General features: G+C 67.9%; 23 protein-coding genes. 10 read left to right on the top strand and 13 right to left on the bottom strand.

Translation table 11 applies throughout. The annotated features are described in order from the left end of the window. Window positions 1–36: 36 nt before the first annotated feature. The 5 genes from ACVK00_RS23270 to ACVK00_RS23250 form a co-directional block, all read right to left on the bottom strand. A complete protein-coding gene (locus ACVK00_RS23270) occupies window positions 37–351 on the bottom strand; it encodes a HigA family addiction module antitoxin (RefSeq protein ID WP_057930197.1) in 315 nt (104 codons plus the stop codon). A 12-nt stretch (window positions 352–363) separates the two neighbouring features. Further along, a complete protein-coding gene (locus tag ACVK00_RS23265; RefSeq protein WP_284894061.1) occupies window positions 364–642 on the bottom strand; it encodes a type II toxin-antitoxin system RelE/ParE family toxin in 279 nt (92 codons plus the stop codon). An 80-nt stretch (window positions 643–722) separates the two neighbouring features. Next, on the bottom strand, window positions 723–1,154 hold the full coding sequence (locus ACVK00_RS23260; protein ID WP_175676948.1) for a YqaA family protein: 432 nt from the start codon (window positions 1,152–1,154) through the stop codon (window positions 723–725). A 48-nt stretch (window positions 1,155–1,202) separates the two neighbouring features. Further along, window positions 1,203–2,378, bottom strand: a complete 1,176-nt coding sequence (kch, locus tag ACVK00_RS23255; protein ID WP_284894027.1) for a voltage-gated potassium channel protein — start codon at window positions 2,376–2,378, stop codon at window positions 1,203–1,205. Window positions 2,379–2,500: 122 nt separating this feature from the next. Then, on the bottom strand, window positions 2,501–3,154 hold the full coding sequence (locus ACVK00_RS23250; RefSeq protein ID WP_354123093.1) for a LysE family translocator: 654 nt from the start codon (window positions 3,152–3,154) through the stop codon (window positions 2,501–2,503). Between the two features lie 283 nt (window positions 3,155–3,437). Between ACVK00_RS23250 and ACVK00_RS23245 the strand changes: the two genes are divergently transcribed. After that, window positions 3,438–3,920, top strand: coding sequence for an Lrp/AsnC family transcriptional regulator (locus tag ACVK00_RS23245; RefSeq protein ID WP_006755380.1), 483 nt, complete (start codon window positions 3,438–3,440; stop codon window positions 3,918–3,920). Between the two features lie 718 nt (window positions 3,921–4,638). Here ACVK00_RS23245 and ACVK00_RS23240 read toward each other — a convergent pair. Then, entirely contained in the window at window positions 4,639–6,303 is a 1,665-nt protein-coding gene (locus ACVK00_RS23240) for an IclR family transcriptional regulator (protein WP_284894029.1), read from the bottom strand. A 177-nt stretch (window positions 6,304–6,480) separates the two neighbouring features. Here ACVK00_RS23240 and ACVK00_RS23235 point away from each other — a divergent pair, with 177 nt between their 5' ends. Both ACVK00_RS23235 and ACVK00_RS23230 read left to right on the top strand, forming a co-directional pair. Beyond that, window positions 6,481–7,440 (top strand): MBL fold metallo-hydrolase, encoded by a 960-nt coding sequence (locus ACVK00_RS23235; RefSeq protein WP_284894030.1) that lies wholly within the window; start codon window positions 6,481–6,483, stop codon window positions 7,438–7,440. Between the two features lie 182 nt (window positions 7,441–7,622). Then, window positions 7,623–9,014: an MFS transporter gene (locus ACVK00_RS23230; RefSeq protein WP_284894031.1), complete on the top strand. Its 1,392-nt coding sequence runs from the start codon at window positions 7,623–7,625 to the stop codon at window positions 9,012–9,014. Between the two features lie 205 nt (window positions 9,015–9,219). Here ACVK00_RS23230 and ACVK00_RS23225 read toward each other — a convergent pair whose 3' ends face one another. Then, on the bottom strand, window positions 9,220–10,020 hold the full coding sequence (locus tag ACVK00_RS23225; RefSeq protein WP_011658736.1) for an SDR family NAD(P)-dependent oxidoreductase: 801 nt from the start codon (window positions 10,018–10,020) through the stop codon (window positions 9,220–9,222). Between the two features lie 142 nt (window positions 10,021–10,162). Between ACVK00_RS23225 and ACVK00_RS23220 the strand changes: the two genes are divergently transcribed. Then, window positions 10,163–11,122 carry a GlxA family transcriptional regulator gene (locus tag ACVK00_RS23220; protein WP_354123092.1) on the top strand — a complete coding sequence of 320 codons (960 nt, stop codon included), beginning with the start codon at window positions 10,163–10,165 and terminating at the stop codon, window positions 11,120–11,122. A 10-nt stretch (window positions 11,123–11,132) separates the two neighbouring features. Here the strand turns inward: ACVK00_RS23220 and ACVK00_RS23215 are convergent, their stop codons facing one another. Further along, window positions 11,133–11,624, bottom strand: coding sequence for a 2,4'-dihydroxyacetophenone dioxygenase family protein (locus tag ACVK00_RS23215; protein ID WP_011658738.1), 492 nt, complete (start codon window positions 11,622–11,624; stop codon window positions 11,133–11,135). 168 nt (window positions 11,625–11,792) lie between these two features. On the opposite strand from ACVK00_RS23215, the gene ACVK00_RS23210 reads away from it, so the two are divergent. The 3 genes from ACVK00_RS23210 to ACVK00_RS23200 are packed head-to-tail and all read left to right on the top strand — an operon-like array spanning window position 11,793 to window position 13,874. Further along, complete coding sequence (locus ACVK00_RS23210; RefSeq protein ID WP_228909844.1) at window positions 11,793–12,263, top strand: MarR family winged helix-turn-helix transcriptional regulator; 471 nt, start codon at window positions 11,793–11,795, stop codon at window positions 12,261–12,263. Window positions 12,264–12,300: 37 nt separating this feature from the next. Beyond that, a complete protein-coding gene (locus ACVK00_RS23205) occupies window positions 12,301–12,630 on the top strand; it encodes a hypothetical protein (RefSeq protein WP_228909845.1) in 330 nt (109 codons plus the stop codon). Then, window positions 12,627–13,874: an MFS transporter gene (locus ACVK00_RS23200; RefSeq protein ID WP_228909846.1), complete on the top strand. Its 1,248-nt coding sequence runs from the start codon at window positions 12,627–12,629 to the stop codon at window positions 13,872–13,874. Before ACVK00_RS23205 ends, ACVK00_RS23200 begins: the two co-directional genes overlap by 4 nt. Before the next feature lie 6 nt (window positions 13,875–13,880). Here ACVK00_RS23200 and ACVK00_RS23195 read toward each other — a convergent pair whose 3' ends face one another. Next, window positions 13,881–14,864 (bottom strand): LysR family transcriptional regulator, encoded by a 984-nt coding sequence (locus tag ACVK00_RS23195; protein WP_354123091.1) that lies wholly within the window; start codon window positions 14,862–14,864, stop codon window positions 13,881–13,883. 105 nt (window positions 14,865–14,969) lie between these two features. Between ACVK00_RS23195 and ACVK00_RS23190 the strand changes: the two genes are divergently transcribed. Both ACVK00_RS23190 and ACVK00_RS23185 read left to right on the top strand, forming a co-directional pair. Continuing rightward, window positions 14,970–16,328 (top strand): aspartate aminotransferase family protein, encoded by a 1,359-nt coding sequence (locus ACVK00_RS23190; RefSeq protein ID WP_284894035.1) that lies wholly within the window; start codon window positions 14,970–14,972, stop codon window positions 16,326–16,328. 48 nt (window positions 16,329–16,376) lie between these two features. After that, window positions 16,377–17,894: a CoA-acylating methylmalonate-semialdehyde dehydrogenase gene (locus ACVK00_RS23185; protein WP_284894037.1), complete on the top strand. Its 1,518-nt coding sequence runs from the start codon at window positions 16,377–16,379 to the stop codon at window positions 17,892–17,894. Between the two features lie 152 nt (window positions 17,895–18,046). Here the strand turns inward: ACVK00_RS23185 and ACVK00_RS23180 are convergent, their stop codons facing one another. From ACVK00_RS23180 to ACVK00_RS23170, 3 genes are all read right to left on the bottom strand, one after another. Further along, a complete protein-coding gene (locus ACVK00_RS23180) occupies window positions 18,047–18,421 on the bottom strand; it encodes a COG4315 family predicted lipoprotein (RefSeq protein WP_166723743.1) in 375 nt (124 codons plus the stop codon). Window positions 18,422–18,726: 305 nt separating this feature from the next. Further along, a complete protein-coding gene (locus ACVK00_RS23175; RefSeq protein WP_284894038.1) occupies window positions 18,727–19,659 on the bottom strand; it encodes an AEC family transporter in 933 nt (310 codons plus the stop codon). Window positions 19,660–19,832: 173 nt separating this feature from the next. Then, complete coding sequence (locus tag ACVK00_RS23170; protein ID WP_284894039.1) at window positions 19,833–20,717, bottom strand: LysR substrate-binding domain-containing protein; 885 nt, start codon at window positions 20,715–20,717, stop codon at window positions 19,833–19,835. Between the two features lie 292 nt (window positions 20,718–21,009). On the opposite strand from ACVK00_RS23170, the gene ACVK00_RS23165 reads away from it, so the two are divergent. Then, window positions 21,010–21,387 carry a nuclear transport factor 2 family protein gene (locus ACVK00_RS23165; RefSeq protein WP_228909852.1) on the top strand — a complete coding sequence of 126 codons (378 nt, stop codon included), beginning with the start codon at window positions 21,010–21,012 and terminating at the stop codon, window positions 21,385–21,387. Between the two features lie 19 nt (window positions 21,388–21,406). On the opposite strand, the gene ACVK00_RS23160 is transcribed toward ACVK00_RS23165, so the two are convergent. Further along, entirely contained in the window at window positions 21,407–22,207 is an 801-nt protein-coding gene (locus ACVK00_RS23160) for a helix-turn-helix transcriptional regulator (RefSeq protein WP_284894040.1), read from the bottom strand. Between the last annotated feature and the right edge of the window lie 169 nt (window positions 22,208–22,376).

The raw sequence follows: 22,376 nt of genomic DNA, 5'->3' as shown, positions 1-22,376 counted from the left end.
TGTCAGGAATGCGGTGCGGCTTCGTGCTTCGTCGTGTCAGGCGTGGGCGAATTCTCGAGGCTCGATGCGCTTCTGGATCTCGCGACCGTGGTCGCGCTCGGCGATTTTCAGATCATACGTGGCTTGCAGGTTCAGCCACGTCTGCGGATCGCCGCCAAAGTAGCGGGCAAGGCGCAGCGCCGTATCGGCCGTGATGCCGCGCCGCTCACGGACGATATCGTTGATGCGGCCGGCCGTGACGCCAAGTGCGCCTGCCAGCGCGTTCGCGCTCATGTCGAGTGGGATGAGGTAGTCCTCACGAAGAATTTCGCCCGGATGGACCGGGCGCATACCGTTTTTGAACCGGGTCATGTCAAGCTCCATTCAGTGATAGTCGGCGATTTCAACATCGGCTGGTCCGTCATCGCCCCATGTAAAGCACACACGCCATTGACCGTTGATTCGGATGCTGTACTGGCCAATGCGGTCACCTTTTAATGCCTCAAATCGGTTGCCGGGCGGGGACTTCATTGCATCCAGCGTCTCCGCGTTGTCAAGCTGCGTGAGTCGACGCATGGCCACATCGGCGATATTGGCGAATTGTCGGCAACGTCCGGTTTCGAACAACTGCCGAGTGTCTTTGCATTTGAACGACTGGATCATGGTCACATTTTATGCCGTTTATCGGTAAACGGCAAATCGGTTGCCGGCTGGCAAGATGCACACAAAATGCATCGCGCGCTTCAATGCACGACGAGCCATGCAATCACCAGATACCGCGCGACCTTCGCGATCGTCACGATCGCGAGGAAGCCCGGCAGCGGCTCGCGCAGCACGCCGGCGATCATCGTCAGCGGATCGCCGATCACCGGCGCCCAGCTCAGCAGCAATGACCAGCGGCCGTAGCGCGCGTACCAGCGTTCGGCGCGCGCGAGCGCGGCCGGCTTGATCGGAAACCAGCGGCGGTCGCGGAAGTGCTCGATGCCGCGGCCGAGCGCCCAGTTGATCACCGAGCCCGCGACGTTGCCGACGCTCGCGACGAGCAGCAGCGCCCACACCGGCTCGCGCCCGGCGAGCAGCAGGCCGGCAAGCACGGCTTCGGACTGGAGTGGCAACAGGGTCGCGGCGACCATCGACACGGCGAACAGGCCGCCGTAGGTGAGCAGTTCGGACATCGCGCGATTGTACCGGCCGAGGGGTGTGGAGCGATCGGCCGGCACCGGTCATGCGGCGTCGGCGGTGCCGAACAGCAGGTGCGAGATCATCGACTTGTCGACCGGTTCGTCGTTGAGCGTGCTGGCGAGCAGTTCGCCCGCGAGCTGCTGCGGCGAGAACACCATGTCCGGCTTCAGCAGGCGCAGCCGCTCGAGGTTGCGCTGCTGGTTCACGAGCGCGACGGTGCGCACCGTCGGCGCGATCTCGCGGATCGCGAGAATGATGAACGCGTTCTCGGCATCGTCGGAGCGCAGCGCGAGCACCGCGCGGGCCGTCGCCGCGCCGGCGCTTTCCAGCACCGCGTGGTCCGTGGCGTCGCCGACGATCAGGTCGGTCGTGCCCGCATAGTTGTGCTCGACCCCGGTGGGCACGATGACGGTCACCGCGTAGCCGCGCTTGCGCAGCCCGTCGTGCACCGCATGCGCGACGGGTGTCGCGCCGACGATCAGGAAATGATGCTTGCGGATCACGTTCGAAATGCCTCCCTGGACGATTCGTTTCAGATTGCCGCCGATCACGGGCCCGACGACCGCGCTGATCGACGTCGCGAACACCGTGATGCCGAGCACGATCACCGACGCGGTAAAAAGGCGCGCGGTGGGCGCGTGCGGCACGATGTCGCCGTAGCCGACCGTCGACATCGAGACGATCGAGAAGTAGACGGCGGTGGCGAGGTCGTGGACCGGCGGCGTGAATTCGTCGCCGAGATACAGCACGCCGAAGGTCGCGTAGATCAGCAGCGACACGATGCTGAGCAGCGCGAACAGGCTGCTCGCGGCGACGCTCGCACGGTCGAAATGGCGCCAGTAGTAGATCAGCGCGACGGCGAGCACGGCCGTATACACGATGACGGCGTTGCTGCGATAGCCGCCGAGGATGCTGATCGCGGCGGCCGCGACCAGCAGCAGGATCGACAGCACCCACGCGACGCGGGCGCGCAGCACGATGCCGATGGCCATCGTCGCGAGGCCGGCCGCGACGACGACCTGCGGCAGCACGACGAGGCCGGCGTTGTCGACGAGGTTCAGCGCATCGGTGAGCCACGCATGATGCGCGCCGAGCTGCGCATGCGCGACGACGGGGCGCAGCACCATCAGTGCATCGAGCGTGAGGAGGAGAGCGAGATACCAGTGCAGGCCAATCGGCGCGAACAGGCGCCGCAGGCGGGTAGTGACGTGCTTCATGCAATCGCCCGGGCGAGCCGGGCAGGTCCGACGAACAAGCCGCTACCCTAAAGCATTCGGCGATCGGCTGCCTTTTCGAGGGGGGAAGCGCGACGGGTGACACGGCAGCCGCGCGCGGCCGCTCAGTTCCAGCCGACCATGATCGCGCCCATTCCGACCAGCAGCCCGCCCGTCACGCGGTTCATCGCGCGCATCCGTGCCGGCCGCCGCAGCGCCCGGCTCAGCCGGTGCGAGAACAGCGCCATCGACGCGACCCCGCCGGCGAACAGCACCGCGAAGGTCGTCGCGAGCAGCAGGAATTGCGCGTTCAGGCTCCAGTCGGCGTTCGGGACGATGAACTGCGGAAAGAACGACGGGAAGAACAGCAGCGTCTTCGGGTTCAGGCCGGAGGTGGCGACGCCGCGCCAGAACAGTGCGCGGCCGGTGTCGGCGTCGGGTACGGCGATGCCGGTTTGCGCCGATGCGGCGGGTGCGGCGGACGCGGTTGCCGGCGCACGGCTGAGCCATTGCTTGCAGCCGAGCCACACGAGGTACGCGGCGCCGGCCCAGCGCAGCACGGTCAGCGCGTGCTCGTCGAGATGGACGAGCGAATTCAGGCATAGCGCGGTAAGCGCGAGTTGCAGCAGCACGGCGAGCGTGCCGCCCCACACGCATGGCAGCGCACGGCGCCAGCCGGCGCGCAGCGCCTGGTTCATCGTGAGGAGGTTGACGGGGCCGGGGGCATAGATGAGGACGGCGGATGCAGCGAGGAACGACAGATAAAGCCTGAACGACATGACGGGAAGGACGGGAACAGGGAGTCGGGCGCCGGCCCGGCAGCCGGATAGGCGCGCGGGTGGCGGGCAATCGCATGCCTGCGTGTCCGGCGCCGCAACTCGTGATTGCGGCCAGGCGTCCCGCTGCGAAGGGGTTGTCGCGGGGAGCGTGCCGGACAACAGGCATGGAGAAAATGTATCAAGCCGGCCGGTTAAAAGGCTTCCTGTTTTCCAGCAAAACCGAGCCGAAACCGGAATCCTGTTCAGCTAGAATGCGGATTTCAAGTAGAAGATTCTTCTCGCCATGGCTACCCGCGAACGCACGCCGAAAACCCTCGACAACCAGGACCGCAAGATCCTCGGTGCACTGCAAAAAAACGCGCGTCTGTCGAACGCCGAACTGGCCGAACAAATCGGCATGTCGACCACCGCGTGCTGGAACCGCACGCGGCAGCTCGAACTCGACGGCTACATCGACGGCTACGTCGCGCTGGTCAACCAGCGCATGCTCGGCTATGCGGACATCGTGATCCTCGAAGTCACGCTCGATCGCCACGAAGACGACGCGCTCGCGCGTTTCGGCGCCGAACTCGCGGCGTTGCCCGAAGTGCTCGAGGCCTACCTGGTGTCGGGCGAATACGACTACTGGATCAAGGTCGCGGTGGACGGGACGGCCGGCTACGAGCGCTTCCTGCGCGAGAAGCTGTACCGGATTTCGAGCATTCGCCACAGCCGCTCGATGTTCGCGCTGCGGTGCATGAAGGACGTGCCGTCGATTCAGGTGTGACGACGGCGAAGACGTGGCCGCGCGTCATCGTGACGATGAGGTCGCGGTTGCGTTGAGGAAGGGCGGTAATCGGGCTGTCGCGGCCAATGCGCGCGGCCCGGAGTCGGATGCGGGCGGGAAATTCGAGCAGGGCGGGAAAACGGATGAATCTTCCGTGCCGAGACACTCGGTACTGGCACTGCCACTGGCACCCGCATCCCAGCGCCCACATCGCGTGAGCGCATCACTCATATGGGGCCATTCGGCCCTTTTTACGATATCCGTCGGGACACCGATGCCGGACGCGGCGGCCTTTCGGCGCGCGTCCCGGCAAGCGGATCAGTCGGACATCATGCCGCCGGCCGGCGGCCAGTCGCTGCGTTCAGCGCGGCAGGCGTGCGTGCGCTTGAGCGATGACTTCGCAGTTCTCGAGGTGCAGTGCCCATGCTTCTGCAAGCAGTTCGCCAATACGTGCGAGCCAGCCAGCGGATTGGGTGGAACGATCGGAGATGTTAGACGTTTGCATGACGAAGCCCCGTATAGGTGGTGAGTTAGGGATAACCCTAATCATAGAGGAGCGTCGCCGCTTTGTGAAATGCGATTTCGTTATATGAGAATTACTGACAATTTGTGTTGCTGCTTTGCAACATGAGCCGCGTCCGTCATCGTCGTTACACAGTGGACAGACGTGACGAGGCCGCGGCGAGCAAGGCCTCGCAATGAGGAACAGGAAGGGACGTCAGGGCGACGATGACTCGCCGATCCACCCGAATCGCCACGACAGGCGGCGCGTCGCGGCGAGCAGCGTATGTGCGAGCGCGCTGTCCGGCCCGCGCGGGAAGCCGCGCGACGAGCCGATGATCGCGATCACGAGCCGGATGCTGCCGGTGTGATCGAACACGGGTGCGGCGATCGTCCCGATCCCCGGCACCGGCGCGTCGAACGCGAAATCGAGTTCGTCCGTGCGGATCGCCGCGAGCCGCGCGCGGAACGCGTCGTCGACCTCCATCGCGCGGCCTGCGAGGCGCACCGGCTCGTCGGCCAGGAGGCCGGCCAGCACGTCGTCTGACATGCCGGCCGCGAAGATCCGCCCGATCGCGGTATTCACGAGCGACATCACCGTGCCGACCTGCAGGCTCACGTGCTGCGGCCGCGCCGATTCCTCGAGGCGGATCACGGTCGGCCCGAGCGGCCCGAGGGTCGCCGCGGCGACGCTCATGTCGGTCGCGGCCGCCAGCGCGACGATCTCCGCTTCGGCATCGCGCGTCGGCGACACGCGCTGCATCGCGATCAGGCCGAGCGCCTGGCCGAGCGGGCCGCCGCCGAAGCAGCCGGCATCGTCGCGGCTCAGCAGGCCGATCTTCTGCAGGCTCACCAGATGCGGAAACGCCTTCGCGGCTGGCATGCCGGCCGCCGCCGCGAGATCGCGCAGCGGCAACGCACGGCCCGCCGAGACGAGCGCGAGCAGCAGGTCGCCCGTGCTGTCGAGCGCATTGATGCCGCGCTGTGCTTTCGTGTCGTCGGCGAGCGCGGGCGGAAGGCGCTGGACGGACGGAGCCGCGGCCGACGCGCTCGGCTGCGCGTCGCGCCCCGCATCGAGTGACGCGGTGGCCTGCCGCGCCGCATCGCGCAACGCGGTCGCGATCGGGCCGTCCCAGCCGACATCGATCGATCCGGTCGACCCGATCACCGTCAACGCGAGTTGCAGGCGGCCGTTCGCGTCCAGCACCGGCACGCACATCGCGCTGACGCCGGGGCTCGGCCGGTCCACGCCGCGCTCGATCCCGCGCGCGCGGATCGCATCGAGCTCGGCGTGCCACGCGCCGACATCGGACGTGGGCTGCTCGCCTTCCGCGCCCGCGAGCGTGTCGCCGGCGCCGGCCTGGCTGGCCGCCATCGCGTCCAGCAGTGCGGGGTCGCCGAACGCGCGGAACACGTGGCCGGTCGCCGTCGTATCGAGCGACATCACCGACCCGACGTGCAGGTTCACATGCAACGGATAGCCGCCGTGCTCGATGCGCACGATCGTCGGCCCGAGCACGCCCGGCACCGACAGCGCGACGCTCAGTCCGACCGCTTCCGCGAGCCGCGCCGCGTGCGGCAGCGCCGCGCGATAGGCCGGCTGGCGTTCGATTGACATCAGGCCGAGCCGCAGCGACAGCGGCCCCGGCTCGTAGTTGCCGGTGAGCGCGTCGCGTTTCACGAGCGCGAGCCGCGTCAGGCTGACGAGATAGGTATGCGCCTGCGCGGTCGACAACCCGGCCGCGGCTGCCAGCTCCGACAGCCCGAGCGGCTTGCGCCGGCGCGCGAGCGCGTCGAGCAGCCGGCCGCCGACCTCGACGCTCTGGATCCCGCGCTGCGCCTTGGGCGGCGCGTCGTCTGCGCTGACTTCGTGGTTCTGCACGCGATGATTCTTCCGTTGACGAAACCCCGCATGGTATCCGACGCCATTTGACGCGCCAGCCCGCAGGTTTACCCGTATTGGACAATAGCAAGCGACTTTGTCATTGACAAATAATCGGTGCAGGTCGAAGATCCACTCACTCCCCTCAACACATGGCTCGCAGCCACGGAACGCAATATGGCCAAAGCATTCGCCTCCCAAGCCGATCTGGAAGTGAAGAAGATCACCTGGACGCAGTTGTCCGAGAACGCGTACGCCTATACCGCCGAAGGCGACCCGAACTCGGGCGTGATCATCGGCGACGACAGCGTGCTGATCGTCGATACGACCGCGACGCCCGCGATGGCGCAGGACCTGATCGCGAAGATCCGCAGCGTGACCGACAAGCCGATCAAGCACGTCGTGCTGTCGCATTACCACGCGGTGCGCGTGCTCGGCGCGTCCGCGTATTTCGCCGAAGGCGCGCAGCACGTGATCGCGAGCCGCGGCACCTATGAAATGATCGTCGAGCGCGGCGAGGCCGACATGAAGTCGGAGATCGAGCGCTTCCCGCGCCTGTTCGCGGGCGTCGAGACGGTGCCGGGCCTGACCTGGCCGACGCTCGTGTTCGAGCGCGAGATCACGCTGTTCCTCGGCAAGCTCGAAGTGAAGATCATGCACGTGGGCTCGGGTCATACGAAGGGCGACACGATCGTCTGGCTGCCGTCGCAGAAGGTGCTGTTCTCCGGCGACCTGGTCGAATACGACGCGGCCTGCTATTGCGGCGACGCGCAGCTCGAACAGTGGCCGGCCACGCTCGAGGCGCTGCGCGCGTTCGGCGCGGACAAGCTCGTGCCGGGCCGCGGCCCCGCGCTGCTGAATCCGGCCGACGTGAACAAGGGCCTCGACTATACGAAGGACTTCGTGACGACGCTGCTCGCGCAGGGCCGCAAGGCCGTCGAGCGCAAGCTCGACCTGAAGGCGTCGATGGCGCTCACGCGCGAAGCGATGGATCCGAAGTTCGGCAACGTGTTCATCTACGAGCACTGTCTGCCGTTCGACGTGTCGCGCGCGTTCGACGAGGCGAGCGGCATCACGCATCCGCGCATCTGGACCGCGCAGCGCGACAAGGAAATGTGGGACGCGCTGCAGGACTGAGCGGGTCACGGCGGCGGGGCGTCCGGGCGGACGTCCCGCCGTTTTCCTGACGGCCCGTGAACGGCGGCGGCATTGCGCCGCGGTTTCCGGAGCCGACTTCCCATCTCACAAGAAAGCAGGGCGCATGCACGCCCTCGGAGACTGCTGCGCGCTCGAATCGCGCGGCCCGTTTGGAGAGAGACATGCCCCAATCGCTTCCCGCCAAAGCGACGATCGCGCACGCGAGTGCCGCGGCGTCGTCTTCCGCATACGAATCCGCGCCCGCATCCGCATCCGCCTCCGATGCCGGCGACGCGCTGCTGTTCCGCAAGATCGCGTGGCGGATCGTGCCGTTCCTGTTCCTCTGCTACGTCGTGTCGTTTCTCGACCGCATCAACATCGGCTTCGCGCAGTTGCAGATGAAGCACGACCTCGGCTTCAGCGATGCGATGTACGGCCTCGGCGCCGCGGTGTTCTATGTCGGCTACGTGTTCTGCGAGGTGCCGAGCAACCTGCTGCTCGCGCGCTTCGGCGCGCGCCGCACGTTCACGCGGATCATGCTGCTGTGGGGCATCGCGTCGACCGGGATGATGTTCGTATCGCAGCCGTCGCATTTCTACGTGCTGCGCTTCCTGCTCGGCGTGTTCGAGGCCGGCTTCTTTCCCGGCATCGTGCTGTACCTGACCTACTGGTTCCCGGCGAACCGGCGCGCGGCGGCGATCTCGGTGTTCTTCGCGGGCGTCGCGGTCGCGGGCGTGCTCGGCGGCCTGATGTCGGGCTGGATCATGCGCGACATGAGCGGCGTGCTCGGGCTGCACGGCTGGCAGTGGATGTTCGCGATCGAAGGCGCGCCGGCCATCGTGCTCGCGTGCTTCGCGTTCACGTACCTGGTCGACCGTCCGCAGGACGCCGCGTGGCTCACGTCCGACGAAAAGGCGCGCGTCGCCGCGCTGTGCGGCGACAGCCGTGCGCACGGCGCCGGTCATGGCGCGCACGACACACGCAGCCTGCTCGCCGCGCTCGCGAACCCGCGCGTCTACCTGTTCGCGTTCATCTACTTCTCGCTGACCTGCGCATCGCTGACGCTCAATTTCTGGATGCCGCTGATGATCCGCGACTTCGGCGTGACCGACGTCGTGGCCGTGAGCCTCTACACTGTCGTGCCGAACGCGGTGGGCGCAGTCGGGCTGATCCTGATCGCGCGCCGCTCGGACCGCACCGGAGAGCGGCGCAAGCACTTCGCGTGCTGCACGATCGGCGGCGGGCTCGCCCTCGCGGCGCTGACGCTGCACCTGCACAGCTTCGCGGCGATGCTCGCGTGCCTGTCGATCGCGGCGACGCTGATCTTCGCCGCGCTGCCGATCTTCTGGGCCGTGCCGACCCGCTACCTGTCGGGCAACGCGGCCGCGGCCGGGATCGCGCTGATCAGCAGCATCGGGATCACGAGCGGCATCGTCAGCCCGTGGGTGATCGGCCTGATCCGCACGCGCACCGGCAGCATGGATCTCGCCGTGTACCTGCTGGCCGCGCTGCTCGCGTTGAGCGGCGCCGCGCTGATGCTCGGCGTGAAGGGCGAACCCGCGCAGCGCGTGTGAACCCCGGGCCGGTCGCGGCCGGCGGGCGTCGTGGTCGTTGCACGGAAAGGCGTGGCAAGCGGGGCGAAACGGGCTTGGGGTGACGAACCGGGTGCGTGGAATGCCTCGCTGCGTCGACGACGACCGGGGAGCCGGCCGTCATCGACGCGCTTCGATTCGACAGCCCCGCGCCCGGGCATGGCGGGCGCGACGCCGATATTGCCGATTAGCGCGCAGCCGCGTAGCGCGGCGCCGGTGAATCCGTCGACAGGTGCGGCGCCATCGTGCGGCGCGCGGCCTCGTACGCATCCCATTCGTCAGCCGCATGCAGCGACGGAATCGTCACGAGTTCGCCGCGCTCGAAGCCCACCAGCGCCGCGTCGACGAGGTCGGACGCCGACATCACGATCTCCTTCGGCAGGTGTTCGAGCGGCAGGCCGCCGGTCTGCCAGAAGTCGGTGGCCGTCGCACCGGGCAGCACGGCCTGCACCTGCACGCCGTGGTCCGCGAGTTCGTGATGCAGCGACTGGCTGAACGCGAGCACGAACGCCTTGCTGCCGCCATAGACACCATTGAGCGTTTCCGGCGACAGCGCGACGATCGACGAAATGTTGATCACGGCGCCGCGGCCGCGTGCGACGAAGCCGGGCACGGCCGCATAGGTCAGGCGGGTGAGCGCGGTCACGTTCAGGTCGATCAGCCGCGTCATCGCGTCGACGTCGCTGTCGAGCAACGGCGCGTGGGTGCCGACGCCCGCGTTGTTCACGAGCAGCGTGATGCTCGCGTCCTGCTTCAGCTTCGCCTCGACGGCGGCGAGCTCGGCGCGGTCGTTGAGATCCGCGCCGACGATTTCCACGCTGCGCTGCGTGTCGTTCGTGATGCGCTCGGCGAGGGCGGTCAGCCGGTCGCGATTGCGCGCGACCAGGATCAGGTCGTAGCCGCGGCGCGCGAGCCGGTCGGCGTAGATTGCGCCAATGCCCGACGATGCGCCGGTAATGACGGCGGTACCGCGATGTGCTTCAGTCATGATGTCGCTCCGTTGTGAAGAAAAGGTGAGTGCGTGAAAGCATTCTGGCTTCGAATCACGGCGACGCAAATGACGTAGATGGGTATGATTTCGGACATCGGGGTGGTCATGACGGCCATCACCCCCGGCACCGGAGACACGCATGCACCGAATCGGCTTTTTGATCAGCGACGGCTTCCAGATCATGGCGCTCGCCGCGCAGTCGGTGTTCGAGTACGCGAACATGGGCGCCGGCGAACCGTTCTACGTGCTGGACAACTATTCCGTCGACGGCGGCGACGTGCGCTCGTCGCTCGGGTTGCCGGTCGCGACGCGCGCGCTGAACGGGCGGATCGACGTCGATACGTGGATCGTCGCGGGCGTCAACGATCCGGTCGCATCGCCGGCGCCGGCTGGCGTCGTCGCGTTCCTCCGCCACCCGAACGCGCGCGCGCGGCGAATCGCCGGCATCTGTACGGGCGCGTTCGTGCTCGCCGAGGCCGGGCTGCTCGCGCAGCGTCGCGCGACGACGCATTGGGCGTACGGCCGCGACATGCAGAAGCACTTTCCGGAGGTTCGCGTCGAGGAAGACCGGATCTACATCGTCGACGGGCCGATCTGGACGTCGGCCGGGATGACGGCCGGCCTCGACCTGGCCCTCGCGATGGTGGAAAAGGATCTCGGCGCGGACGCCGCGCGCTCGGTCGTGCACAAGCTCGTGATGCATCAGCGCCGCGCGGGCGGGCAGTCACAGCATTCGGAAATGCTCGATCTCGCGCCGAAATCCGACCGGATCCAGAACGCGCTGAACTATGCGCGCCAGCACCTCGGCCGCGCGCTGACCGTCGAGGAACTCGCCGACGCCGCCCACCTGAGTCCGCGCCAGTTCAGCCGCGTGTTCACGCTCGAAACCGGGCAGTCGCCGGCGAAGGCGATCGAGCGGCTGCGGCTCGAGGCCGCGCGGCTGATGATCGAGCAGAGCCGGCATTCGCTCGACGTGATCGCGAAGGAGAACGGTTTCCGCGACCGGCGGCACCTGCGCGATGCGTTCGTGCGCGGCTTCGGCGTGCCGCCGCAGGCGGTGCGGCGCGACGCGCGGGCGGACGAGCGCGAAACGGCCTGAACGGCGCCGCTCAGCGCGTGACGAACGCCGTGGCGTCGTGCGGCGCCGCGCGTGCATGCTTGCGCTGGCGCAGCAGCGCGACGCGGCAATTCTCGCGCGCGGTCTCGCGGCCGTCGTCGTCGAGCAGCACCAGGTCGCCACGCATCACGTTGAGCGTGATTACGTCGTCGCCCGGTGCGCCGAGCGTTTCCGGCGTATGCACGGAACCGGCCGGTTCGAGCACCGTCGAGCCGGCCTGCGCGATCCAGTCGTACTCGCGGTAGCGCCACGCCCCCTGCAACGTATGGACGAACACCTCGCCGTCGTGACGATGGCGCGGCAGCGTGCCGCCGGCCGGCATCTTCAGCAGCGCGGTCAGCGTGTCTTCCGCCGCATTGATATGCAGATACTTGATCGCGAGCCCCGGCAGGTCGGCACTCATCGGCAGCCACGGCAGCGCGTCGCCGGGCAGGCACGAAATCGGCGGCAGGTCGGTGGGAAGCGGGGCGGACGGCTGCGTCATGGCGAGAGGCGGAGCGGAAACGGGAAGTGCGCATTATCGCAGAGCCGGATCGGGCCGCAGGCCTGACACGGATCGCCGTTGCGCCGGGCAAGCGGACACGCGTTCTTCCTGAATCGAAATATACAGTTTAACTGTACAGTTTTTCTGTAGATATGCTATCGTGGATCCATGAACACCCCATCTTCGTCCCCCGAAGCGCCGCCCCTGGCCGGTCTCGCCGGCGAACTCCGCATCTCGGTCAGCAAGCTGATGCGGCGGCTGCGCGAGCAAACCCACCCGAACGACCTTACGTCCTCGCAGAAGTCGGTGCTGCTGCGGCTCGACCGCGACGGCCCCGCGACCGTCTCCGCGCTCGCGCGGGCGGAAAGCGTGCGGCCGCAGTCGATGCGCGTGACGGTGGCGACGCTGGAAGCGATGGGCGCCGTCAGCGGCGCGCCCGATCCGACCGACGGCCGGCAGACGCTGATCGCGCTCACGCCGGATTTCCGCAAGCGGCTGCAGGCCAACCGCGCGGCCAAGGACGACTGGCTGTTTCGCGCGCTGCACGCGCAACTGTCGGCGCACGAGCAGGCCGAACTCGCGTCGGCCGTGCAGCTGCTGCAGCGGCTCGCCGAATTCCAGGACGCGGCGCGCCCGTGAACCCGATCGACCCGCCCGGCGGGAGGAGCGCCCGAACATGAACATCCTGCATCTCGTGTCGTACTTTTTCGGCGGCGCCTTTCTAACGAATGCCGTTCCGCACCTCGTCAGTGGGCTGCGCGGCGAGCCGTTCCAGACGCCGTTCGCGAATCCGCCCGGTCGCGGGCTGTCGTCGTCGACGGTGAACGTCGTGTGGGGCGTCGTCAATCTCGCGACCGGCTATGCGCTGCTGCGCGGGGTCGGTGAATTCGACCTGGCGCGTGCAGCCGACGTGGCCGCGCTCGGCCTCGGCGTGCTGGCGATCGGCCTGTTTCTCGCGCGGCACTTCGGCGCGCTGCACGGCGGTAACGCACCGGAGCGGCCATGAGCGTGCCGGCCGCGGGCGTGTTCCGCTCGCTGCGCAGCTTCAACTACCGCGTGTGGGCGGCCGGCGCGCTGGTGTCCAACGTCGGCACATGGATCCAGCGCACCGCGCAGGACTGGCTGGTGCTCACGCAGCTCACGCATCATGACGCGTCGGCGGTCGGCATCGTGATGTCGTTGCAGTTCGGCCCGCAGCTTCTGTTGCTGCCGTGGACAGGCTATGCGGCCGACCGTTTCAACCAGCGCCGGCTGCTGATGGCGACCCAGGCGCTGATGGGCGGCCTCGCGCTCGCGCTGGGGCTGCTGACGGTCGCGGGCGTCGTGCAGCTGTGGCACGTCTATCTGTTCGCGTTCCTGTTCGGCTGCGCGTCCGCATTCGATGCGCCGGTGCGGCAAACCTTCGTCGCGGAGCTGGTCGGCGACCGCGAGCTCGCGAACGCGGTCGCGCTCAATTCGACGTCGTTCAACGCGGCGCGAATGATCGGGCCGGCGGTGGCTGGCTTCATCATCGCGTCGGTCGGCACGGGCTGGGCGTTCCTGCTGAACGGCGTCAGCTTCGTCGCGGTGCTCGCGTCGCTGTCGCTGCTGCGCGCCGACGAGCTGCGCGAGAACACGCGCGCCGGCCATACGCGGGGCAGCCTGCTCGACGGTTTTCGTTACGTGTGGCGGCGCCCGGACCTGAAGGCGACGCTTGCGATGCTGTTCCTGATCGGCACGTTCGGGCTGAATTTCCCGCTGTTCATCTCGACGATGGCGGCCGGCGTGTTTCACGTCGATGCGCGCGGCTTCGGCATCCTGTCGTCGATGATGGCGGTCGGCACGATCTCGGGTGCGCTGCTCGCGGCGCGCCGCGAACGGCCGCTGTTCCGGCACTTGTGGATCGGCGCGGCCGTGTTCGGGATCGGTTGCACGCTCGGCGCGATCGCACCGAGCTACTGGCTGTTCGCGGCGGCGCTCGTGCTGACCGGGATCGCCGCGATGACGTTCACCACGTCGACCAATGCATTGATGCAGCTGTCGACCGAGCCGGCGATGCGCGGGCGCGTGATGGCGCTGCGCCTCGCGGTCGCGTTCGGCGGCACGCCAATCGGCGCGCCGGTGGCAGGCTGGGTCGCGAACCATCTCGGCCCGCGCTGGGCGCTTGGCGTCGGCGCGGCGTCCGGGTTCGCGGCCGCGCTGGTCGCCGTGGTTTTCCTGATCCAGATGACGCGACAGTCGCTGCCTGACGGCGGCGCCGGCGAAGCCTGAGCCCGGCTACGCGTCGCTGCCATCCCCGCCATCCCCGCCATCCCCGCCTAGCCGCGCCGCCGCATGCGCGGCTTCGAGGCACGACTGGAACAGCAGCGCCGCGCGTGACGGCCGCGGTGAGCGTCGCAGCAGGCTCACGAACCGGCACTGGTAGTTGAAGCGGTGCGGCGCGATCGCCTGCATCAATCCCTTGTTCTCGAAGCTCTCCGCGTAATGGTCGGGCAGGAAGCCGAGGTAGCGGCCCGACAGGATCAATGTCGCGATCGATTCCTGATCCGAGGCCGTCGCGCTGCGCGTGAGCTTCGCGCGATGGCTCAGTTCCATGTTCGGAGAATGGAAGCCGAGCCCCGCGAACGCGTGGTTGCGGATCGTCGTCCACGTGAGCTTGCCGTGCGGCGCGTCGAAAAGCGGATGCTGGCGGCCGCAGTACAGCAGCATCCGTTCGTCGAACAGCTCCGAATACACGAGGCTCCCCGAATTGCGGTGCGCCGGGATGATCCCGACCTGATAGCTGCCGTCGATGATCCCGCGCTCGACCTCGTTGATCGACGCGACATGCAGGTTCAGCGCGACGTCGGGCGCCTCGTCCGCGAACTGGCGGATCGCGTCGCCGAGCCGCGCCTTCGCGTTGGTGGCCGTCTTGTCGAATACGGCGATGTGCAGTTCGCCGCCCATCTTGTCGTGAATGCCGTCGATCCTGCTGCGAAATGCCTCCATCGACGCGAGCAGCCGCAGGGTTTCCTCGTACACCGTCTGCCCCTCGGCCGTCAGCGTGAAGCCCGCGCGGCCGCGCCGGCACAGCACGAGGCCGAGGCGCGTTTCGAGATCCTTCACGTGCCGGCTGATCGTCGAGATGCCGATATTCAGTTCCAGTTCGGCCGCCGCCATCCCGCCGCACTGCACGACGCCCTTGAAAACCCGCAGCAGCCGCAGATCCATGTCGCTGAGCTGCCCGAGCAGCGCGCGGCTCTTCGGTTTCTTTGCTTGCATAGATGCGCAAGTGAGCATTGATATTGCGATATTCAAAAGACTAATTGGCCTCCCGACAATGCGCAACATCAACACAAAGACGAGGGGCGCGTCGCGCCGACCGACATGACCAATACGATCACCACCCGCCAGCAGGACGAGACCGACCTCCGCACCGACGCCGCGTGGCTCGACGCCCACTGGATGCCGTTCACGGCGAACCGCCAGTTCAAGTCGGACCCGCGCATGATCGTGTCGGCCAAGGACGCGTATTACACGGATGGCGAAGGCCGGAAGATCTTCGACGGCCTGTCGGGTCTGTGGTGCACGGGCCTGGGCCACGGCCGCGCGGAAATCACGGAAGCCGTGAGCCGCCAGGTCGCGCAGCTCGACTACGCGCCGGCGTTCCAGTTCGGCCATCCGAAGTCGTTCGAGCTCGCGAACAAGATCAAGGACCTGACGCCGGCCGGCCTCGACTACGTGTTCTTCACCGGCTCGGGCTCGGAAGCGGCCGACACGTCGCTGAAGATGGCCCGCGCGTACTGGCGCGCGAAGGGCAAGGGCACGAAGACGCGCCTGATCGGCCGCGAGAAGGGCTATCACGGCGTGAACTACGGCGGCATCTCGGTCGGCGGGATCGGGCCGAACCGCAAGCTGTTCGGCCAGGGGATCGACGCCGATTTCCTGCCGCACACGCAACTCGCCGAAAACAAGTTCTCGCGCGGGATGCCGGAGAACGGCGCCGACCTCGCCGACCGCCTGCTCGACCTGATCGCGCTGCACGACGCATCGAACATCGCGGCCGTGATCGTCGAGCCGTTCTCGGGTTCGGCGGGTGTCGTGGTGCCGCCGAAGGGCTATCTGAAGCGCCTGCGCGACCTCTGTACCGCGCACGACATCCTGCTGATCTTCGACGAAGTCATCACGGGCTTCGGCCGTGCCGGCGCGATGACGGGCGCCGACGCGTTCGGCGTGACGCCGGACATCATGAACTTCGCGAAACAGGTGACGAACGGCGTGCAGCCGCTCGGCGGGGTGATCGCGACGAAGGAAATCTACGACACGTTCATGGCCGTGGGCGGCCCCGAGTACATGCTCGAGTTCCCGCACGGCTACACGTACTCGGCGCACCCGGTCGCCTGCGCGGCCGGCGTCGCGGCGCTCGAGCTGCTGGTGAAGGAAGACGCGGTGGCCCGCGTGCGCGATCTCGCGCCGCATTTCGAGGCGGCCGTGCACGGGCTGAAGGGCCAGCGCCATATCACGGACATCCGCAACTACGGGCTGGCGGCCGGCCTGACGATCGCGGCGCTGCCGGGCGAGCCGGCACGGCGCCCGTACGAGATCGCGATGCGCTGCTGGGCGAAGGGCTTCTACGTGCGCTACGGCGGCGACACGATCCAGCTCGCGCCGCCGTTCATCTCGGAGAAGCGCGAGATCGACAACCTCGTCAACGCGCTGTCCGACGCCCTGAACGAAGTGGACTGAGCCGCGGCTCGCCCGTTGCGACAACCGAATTCACGTAAGAGCCAGAACATGAAACACGACAGCAATGTGACCTCCACCGTCGGCCACCTGATCGACGGCAAGCGCGTCGACGGCGGCAGCCGCGTGCAGCCGGTGTTCGACCCGGCGACCGGCGAATCGCACAAGAGCGTCGCGCTCGCCGACAAGCTGACCGTCGAAGCCGCGATCGCGTCCGCGCAGGCCGCGTTCCCGGCGTGGCGCAATACGCCGCCGCTGAAGCGCGCCCGCGTGATGAGCCGCTTCAAGACGCTGCTCGAGGAGCACGCGGACGAACTGTGCGCGCTGATCACCGCCGAGCACGGCAAGGTGCTCGCCGACGCGATGGGCGAACTGCAGCGCGGGATCGAGAACGTCGAATACGCGACCTACGTGCCCGAGCTGCTGAAGGGCGAGCACAGCAAGAACGTCGGCCCCGCGATCGATTCGTGGAGCGAGTTCCAGGCGCTCGGCGTCGCCGCCGGCATCACGCCGTTCAACTTCCCGGTGATGGTGCCGCTGTGGATGTGGCCGATGGCCGTCGCGTGCGGCAACACGTTCGTGCTGAAGCCGTCCGAGCGCACGCCGTCGTCGACGCTGCGCATGGCCGAGCTCGCGCTGGAGGCCGGCCTGCCGCCGGGCGTGCTGAACGTCGTGAACGGCGACAAGGAGGCGGTCGACACGATCCTGACCGACGCGCGCGTGAAGGCGGTGAGCTTCGTCGGCTCGACGCCGATCGCCGAATACATCTATTCGACCGGCTGCGCGCACGGCAAGCGCGTGCAGGCGCTCGGCGGCGCGAAGAACTTCGCGGTGGTGATGCCCGATGCCGACATCGGCAATGCGGTGAACGCGCTGATGGGCGCCGCGTACGGTTCGTGCGGCGAGCGCTGCATGGCGATCCCGCTGGTCGTCGCGATCGGCGATGAAACGGGCGACAAGGTGGTCCAAGGCCTGAAGGCCGAGATCGAGAAGATGAAGGTCGGCCCGGGCAACGGTGCCGGCGTCGACATGGGGCCGCTCGTCACGAAGCAGCATTTCGAGAAGGTGACGGGCTTCGTCGAAGCGGGCGTGGAAGCGGGCGCGACGCTCGTCGTCGACGGCCGCGGCGTGAAGGTCGACGGCCACGACGGCGGCTACTACCTCGGCCCGTGCCTGTTCGATAACGTGAAGCCCGGCATGCCGATCTACCAGCACGAGATCTTCGGACCGGTGCTCGGCGTGATCCGCCTGAAGTCGCTCGACGAGGCGATGGCGCTAATCGACGCGCACGAATACGGCAACGGCACGTGCCTGTTCACGCGCGACGGCGAAGCGGCGCGCTACTTCGGCGACAACATCCAGATCGGCATGGTCGGCATCAACGTGCCGCTGCCGGTGCCGGTCGCGTACCACTCGTTCGGCGGCTGGAAGCGCTCGCTGTTCGGCGACCTGCACGCGTACGGCCCGGATGCGGTGCGGTTCTACACGAAGCGCAAGACGATCACGCAGCGCTGGCCGTCGGCCGGCGTGCGCGAAGGGACGGTGTTCAGCTTCCCGTCGAACCGCTGACGCGCGTTCCGGCTGCGCGCGGCGCCTGCCGCTCGGCGGGTGACGCCATGCAGCCGGCGCAAGCACGCCCAAGCCTGCCCCGATCGGCAATCGGGGCAGGCTTTTTTACGCGTGCCGCGGCCGTGCCGACACGCAACGCGTGGAACGAACGCTTACGGGGCGACCACGTGCCACACGTTCTTGAAATTGTCGCCGTTGCGATCGCCCTGTTTCATGTCCTTCGAGAAGAAGTACAGCGGCTTGCCCTTGTACGCCCATTGCGGGCTGCCGTCGTCACGCTTGACGATCGTGTAGGGGCCGACCGGTACGTCGGTCGCGCTGGCCTTGTACGGCGGCCAGAGTGTCTCGCATGGGCCCGAGCAGGCACTGGTGCCGCCGTTGGGCTTGTCCTTGTCGAATGCGTAGACGGTCATTCCGTTCGCGGCGACGAGCGTGCCGTTTTCGACTTTGGTGATCGAGCCTTGAGCCGAGGCTGAAACGGACGCCATGGCGAGCACGACGGAACTGACGAGCAGCACGGCTTTCATGGGTACCTCCTTGTAGTCCGGTGGGCGGCGCGAGCGCGTGCACGGCCGGGCGTGCGCACGATCGCGGGGAATGGTGCCGGAACACGGCGCCGTGTCAGCCGGTGCGAGCGACGCGTAGTCGAATGGCGGCTGAACGGACGCTCTTCATTCAACATAGGCGGTTTTTGGCAGGGCTGCGAGAAGAACCGGGGGCGCATCGGCTGCGCGTAGGCCCCGCGCAACGGGCCGGCGGTTGCGCGCGCCGGACGGATTCGGGCCCGTTCAACGGCGCCTGCGGTTGCGTTGCGCGCGCCGCTGCCAGGCGGTCAGCGAAACACCGGCGCCGACGCGAGCGCCGTCAGCACGGCCGGCATCGCGAGCGCGGCGGCGATCGTCTGGAACGCGGTGATGCCGGCCATCAGCGGCGCATCGCCGCCGAGCTGGCGCGCCATGATGTACGACGAGGACGACGTCGGCAGCGCCTGGAACAGCAGCGCGATGGTCAGCGCGGCGTCACCGAGCCCGAACAGGCGGCCGGCCGCGAGCGTGACGAGCGGCATCGCGAGGAACTTGAAGGCCGACGCGACGCACATCGGCTGCAGCCATCCGCGCGCCGCATCGAATTTCAGTGCCGCACCCACGCACAGCAGGCCGAGCGGCATCGACGCGGCGCCGAGCGCGCGCACGGCCGGTTCGACCGCGGCCGGAAACCCGACGCCGGCGGCCTGCATCGCGATCCCGAGCGCGCAGCCGACGACGAGCGGATTCGACAGGATCTGGCGCATGAGCGCCCCTGCGCCGAGCCGCGTTTCGCCGTAGCGCGCGAACACCAGCACGCACATCAGGTTCACGGTCGGGACGATCGCCGCGACGCACACGGCCGCGAGCGCGATCCCGTGCGCGCCGAACAGTCCGGCGGCGAGTGCCGTGCCGACATAGTTGTTGAAACGCACCGCGCCCTGGAACACCGACGTGAACCCGGCGCCGTCCACCTGCACGAACCGGCGGACCAGCAGCAGAAGCGCCGCGACGAGCACGGTCGAACCGACCAGCGCCGCCGCGAGCGGCAACACGGGCAACGATTGCAGCCGCGCATTCGCGAGACCGTCCGCGAACAGCGCGGGCAGCAGCACGTAGTAGCAAAGCCGCTCGGCGTGCGGCCAGAACGCATCGGCGATGAAGCCCGTGCGCCGCATGCCGTGGCCGAACGCGACCAGCAGCGCGACCGGCGCGAGCGCGAGCAGGATCGGGCCGATCATCGGCGCGCCTTCAGATGGGCCGGGCGGGACGGGCGGGACGGCCGGCAGGCGCAGCAGCGGAGCGAAGCGGGAATCCATCCGGCGGGCAACATGGCGGCACGCAATCGAAAGAGTGAGGGTGCCGCCAAGTTAACACGCGGATGAAGCAGGAATAATGGTTAATTATCGGGTGTTCAATGAGAAATTCTCATCGATGACGCGGTGATTTCGGCGCCCAGCGCACGCGCGAAACGCTCGGCCGGACGCGACCGGTGTTCGAGCAGCACGACCGCGCGGCCCATCTGCGGCTGGCCGAACGGCAAGCGCGTGACGGGCGGCAGACGCGCGAGCGTCGAGTCGGGGAGCGCGACGATCGCCGCGCCGAGCCCGCGCGCGACCATGCGCGCGATCGTCTCCGCGCTGTCGAGCACCATCTCCTCGCGCACGCGCACGCCGATGCGGCGCAGCTCGGCGGCGATCATCCGGCCGGCCCACGCCTGCGCGTCGAAGCGGATGAACGGCAGCGCCTCGAGCAGCGTGCGCGCGTCGCGCTCCGCATAGTGCGGCGGCGCGAGCAGCCAGAAGCGGTCTTCGTACAGCGTGGTCCAGGTGAGTTCCGCCGGATGCGGGCGCACCGGGCGTGTCGTGATCGCCGCGTCGAGTTCGCCGGCCGCGACGCGGTTCGCCAGTTCGGCCGACATGCCGGCCGATACGTGCACGCGCAACGACGGATGCGCGTCGCGCAGCGCGAGCAGCGCATCGGGCAGCGGGCCGGACAGCGCGGTCTGGATCGCGCCGACCCGCAGGCGGCCGACCAGCTTCTTCTCGTCGCTGAGCGCATCGGGAATCCGGTCGACCATCGCGAGCACCTGCTCGGCCTGCGCGACGAGAATGTTGCCGGCTTCGGTGAGTACCGGCTGGCGGCGCGAACGGTCGAACAGCTGGACGTTGTATTCGTTTTCGAGCGTCTTGATCTGCAGGCTCACGGCGGACTGCGTGAGCCCGATCGCCTCGCCGGCGCGTGCGAAGGTCCGGTATCGGGCGATCGCGACCAGCGTTCTGAATGCGCGTAGTGACATGGACTCGGTGAGGTGGGCGGCCGGGGCCGGCACGCGGATTGCTCGATGATGCCGGCGGCGGCGCAGGGACGGCACGCCGATCGCGCACCGATGGCCGCGGAAGCGGGCGGACGCAGCCCGCACGCTGGCGGACATCATGCCCGTGCGTGCGAAAACGGGCAACCGCGGCATCGGCAGGCCGACGCGGAAAGCGTGGTGCGGTGCGGCGCGTGCCGCCCGGATGTGTTTCATCGATGCCTCGGGGCGGCGCGGGCCGTCGCGTTCGTCCCGGTCTTTCGCGGAGGGAACGACGATGCCTGACGACCCCGGTGATGTAGCACGCGCGAGCTATCGCGCGTATGTCGACAAGGACCGCGACGCGATCGAAGCGCTGATCGCGCCGGACTTCCATTTCACGAGCCCGCTCGACAACCGGCTCGACCGCGACACGTATCTGGCGCGCTGCTGGCCGAACAGCGCGATGCTCGCCGCCTTCGACTTCGTCGACATTGCCGTGCACGGTGAATACGTGTTCGTCGTGTACGAAGCGGAAACGAGCGCCGGCCGGCGCTTCCGGAACGCGGAGCGATTGCGCGTGCGCGACGGGCGGCTCGTCGAGGCCGAGGTGTATTTCGGCTGGTATGTGCCGCACCAGGCGCCCGATGGCGGGTTCGTCGAATCGGGTGGTTGAGGGCGCCGCATCGACATGCTTACCCCGCCGCACTCTCTCCGAGCGCCTGAATGAACCGCGAAAACAGCTCCGGCTGAGACGAGATGCCGAGCTTCGCGTAGAGATGCCGCCGATGCACCTTCACCGTCTCCGGTGAAATCGCCAGCCGCTCCGCGATCGCCTTCGACGAATTGCCGCGCAGCACCATTCGCGCGATCGACATCTCGCGATCCGTCAGCACGCCCGCGCCGAAGCGCGCGAGCGCCTGCTCGACGCGCGCGCCGAGATCGTCGTCGGGCGTCGCGCGCGCGGCATCGCCCACCAGCCGCCAGTGCTGCCGGATCGCCGCGAGCACCCACGGCATCGCGGCCGTCAGCTTGCCGAGCGGCTCGACGTCGAAGCGCGTGGATGCGCCGAGCGACAACGACAGCAACAGGTCGGGGTTCGGTCGCAGCAGGATCTGGATTTCGTCGTCGCCGACCGCATCGCGGAAGTAGCTCAGGAAATACTCGCTCTGCCGGAACAGGTCGGGCGCGACTTCCTCGAGCCGGTAGCAGCCGTCGGCGAGCCCGTCGTGCGCGGCCTGCAGGAACGGATCGAGCAGATATAACCCATTGAGGTAAAGCGGCACCGGCGACGCGCTGTCGGTGCCGCCCGTGTCGTATTCGTCGAGCACGAGCGGCACGCCGTCGCGGCCGATCGCGGTCGCGAGCGCGTTGTCGAACGGCGCCATTTCATTGAGCAGCAGCACCAGGAACCGCCAGAAACGCGGCTGGCCGAGATGATCGATTGCGCGGCCGAGCGCCTGGTGCATCGCGATTTCGGAGAAGAGTCGATCCATACCACCACCGGAGGGCGTAACACGAAGGGGGAATAGCGGTCCTGAATTTGGCTTCCTAGACTGCCACGCAATCAATCGGGCCCGAGTATGGGTGTTCAAAAAAACGGCGCAAAGGATCTGTCCGCACGTGAAACGCGCATGCGTAGTGCATAGGCAGACAGACCGCAAG

The organism is Burkholderia sp. PvR073 (assembly GCF_054055695.1).
The sequence above is the reverse complement of the archived record's forward strand: the minus strand, read 5'-3'. Positions and strand labels throughout refer to the sequence as shown.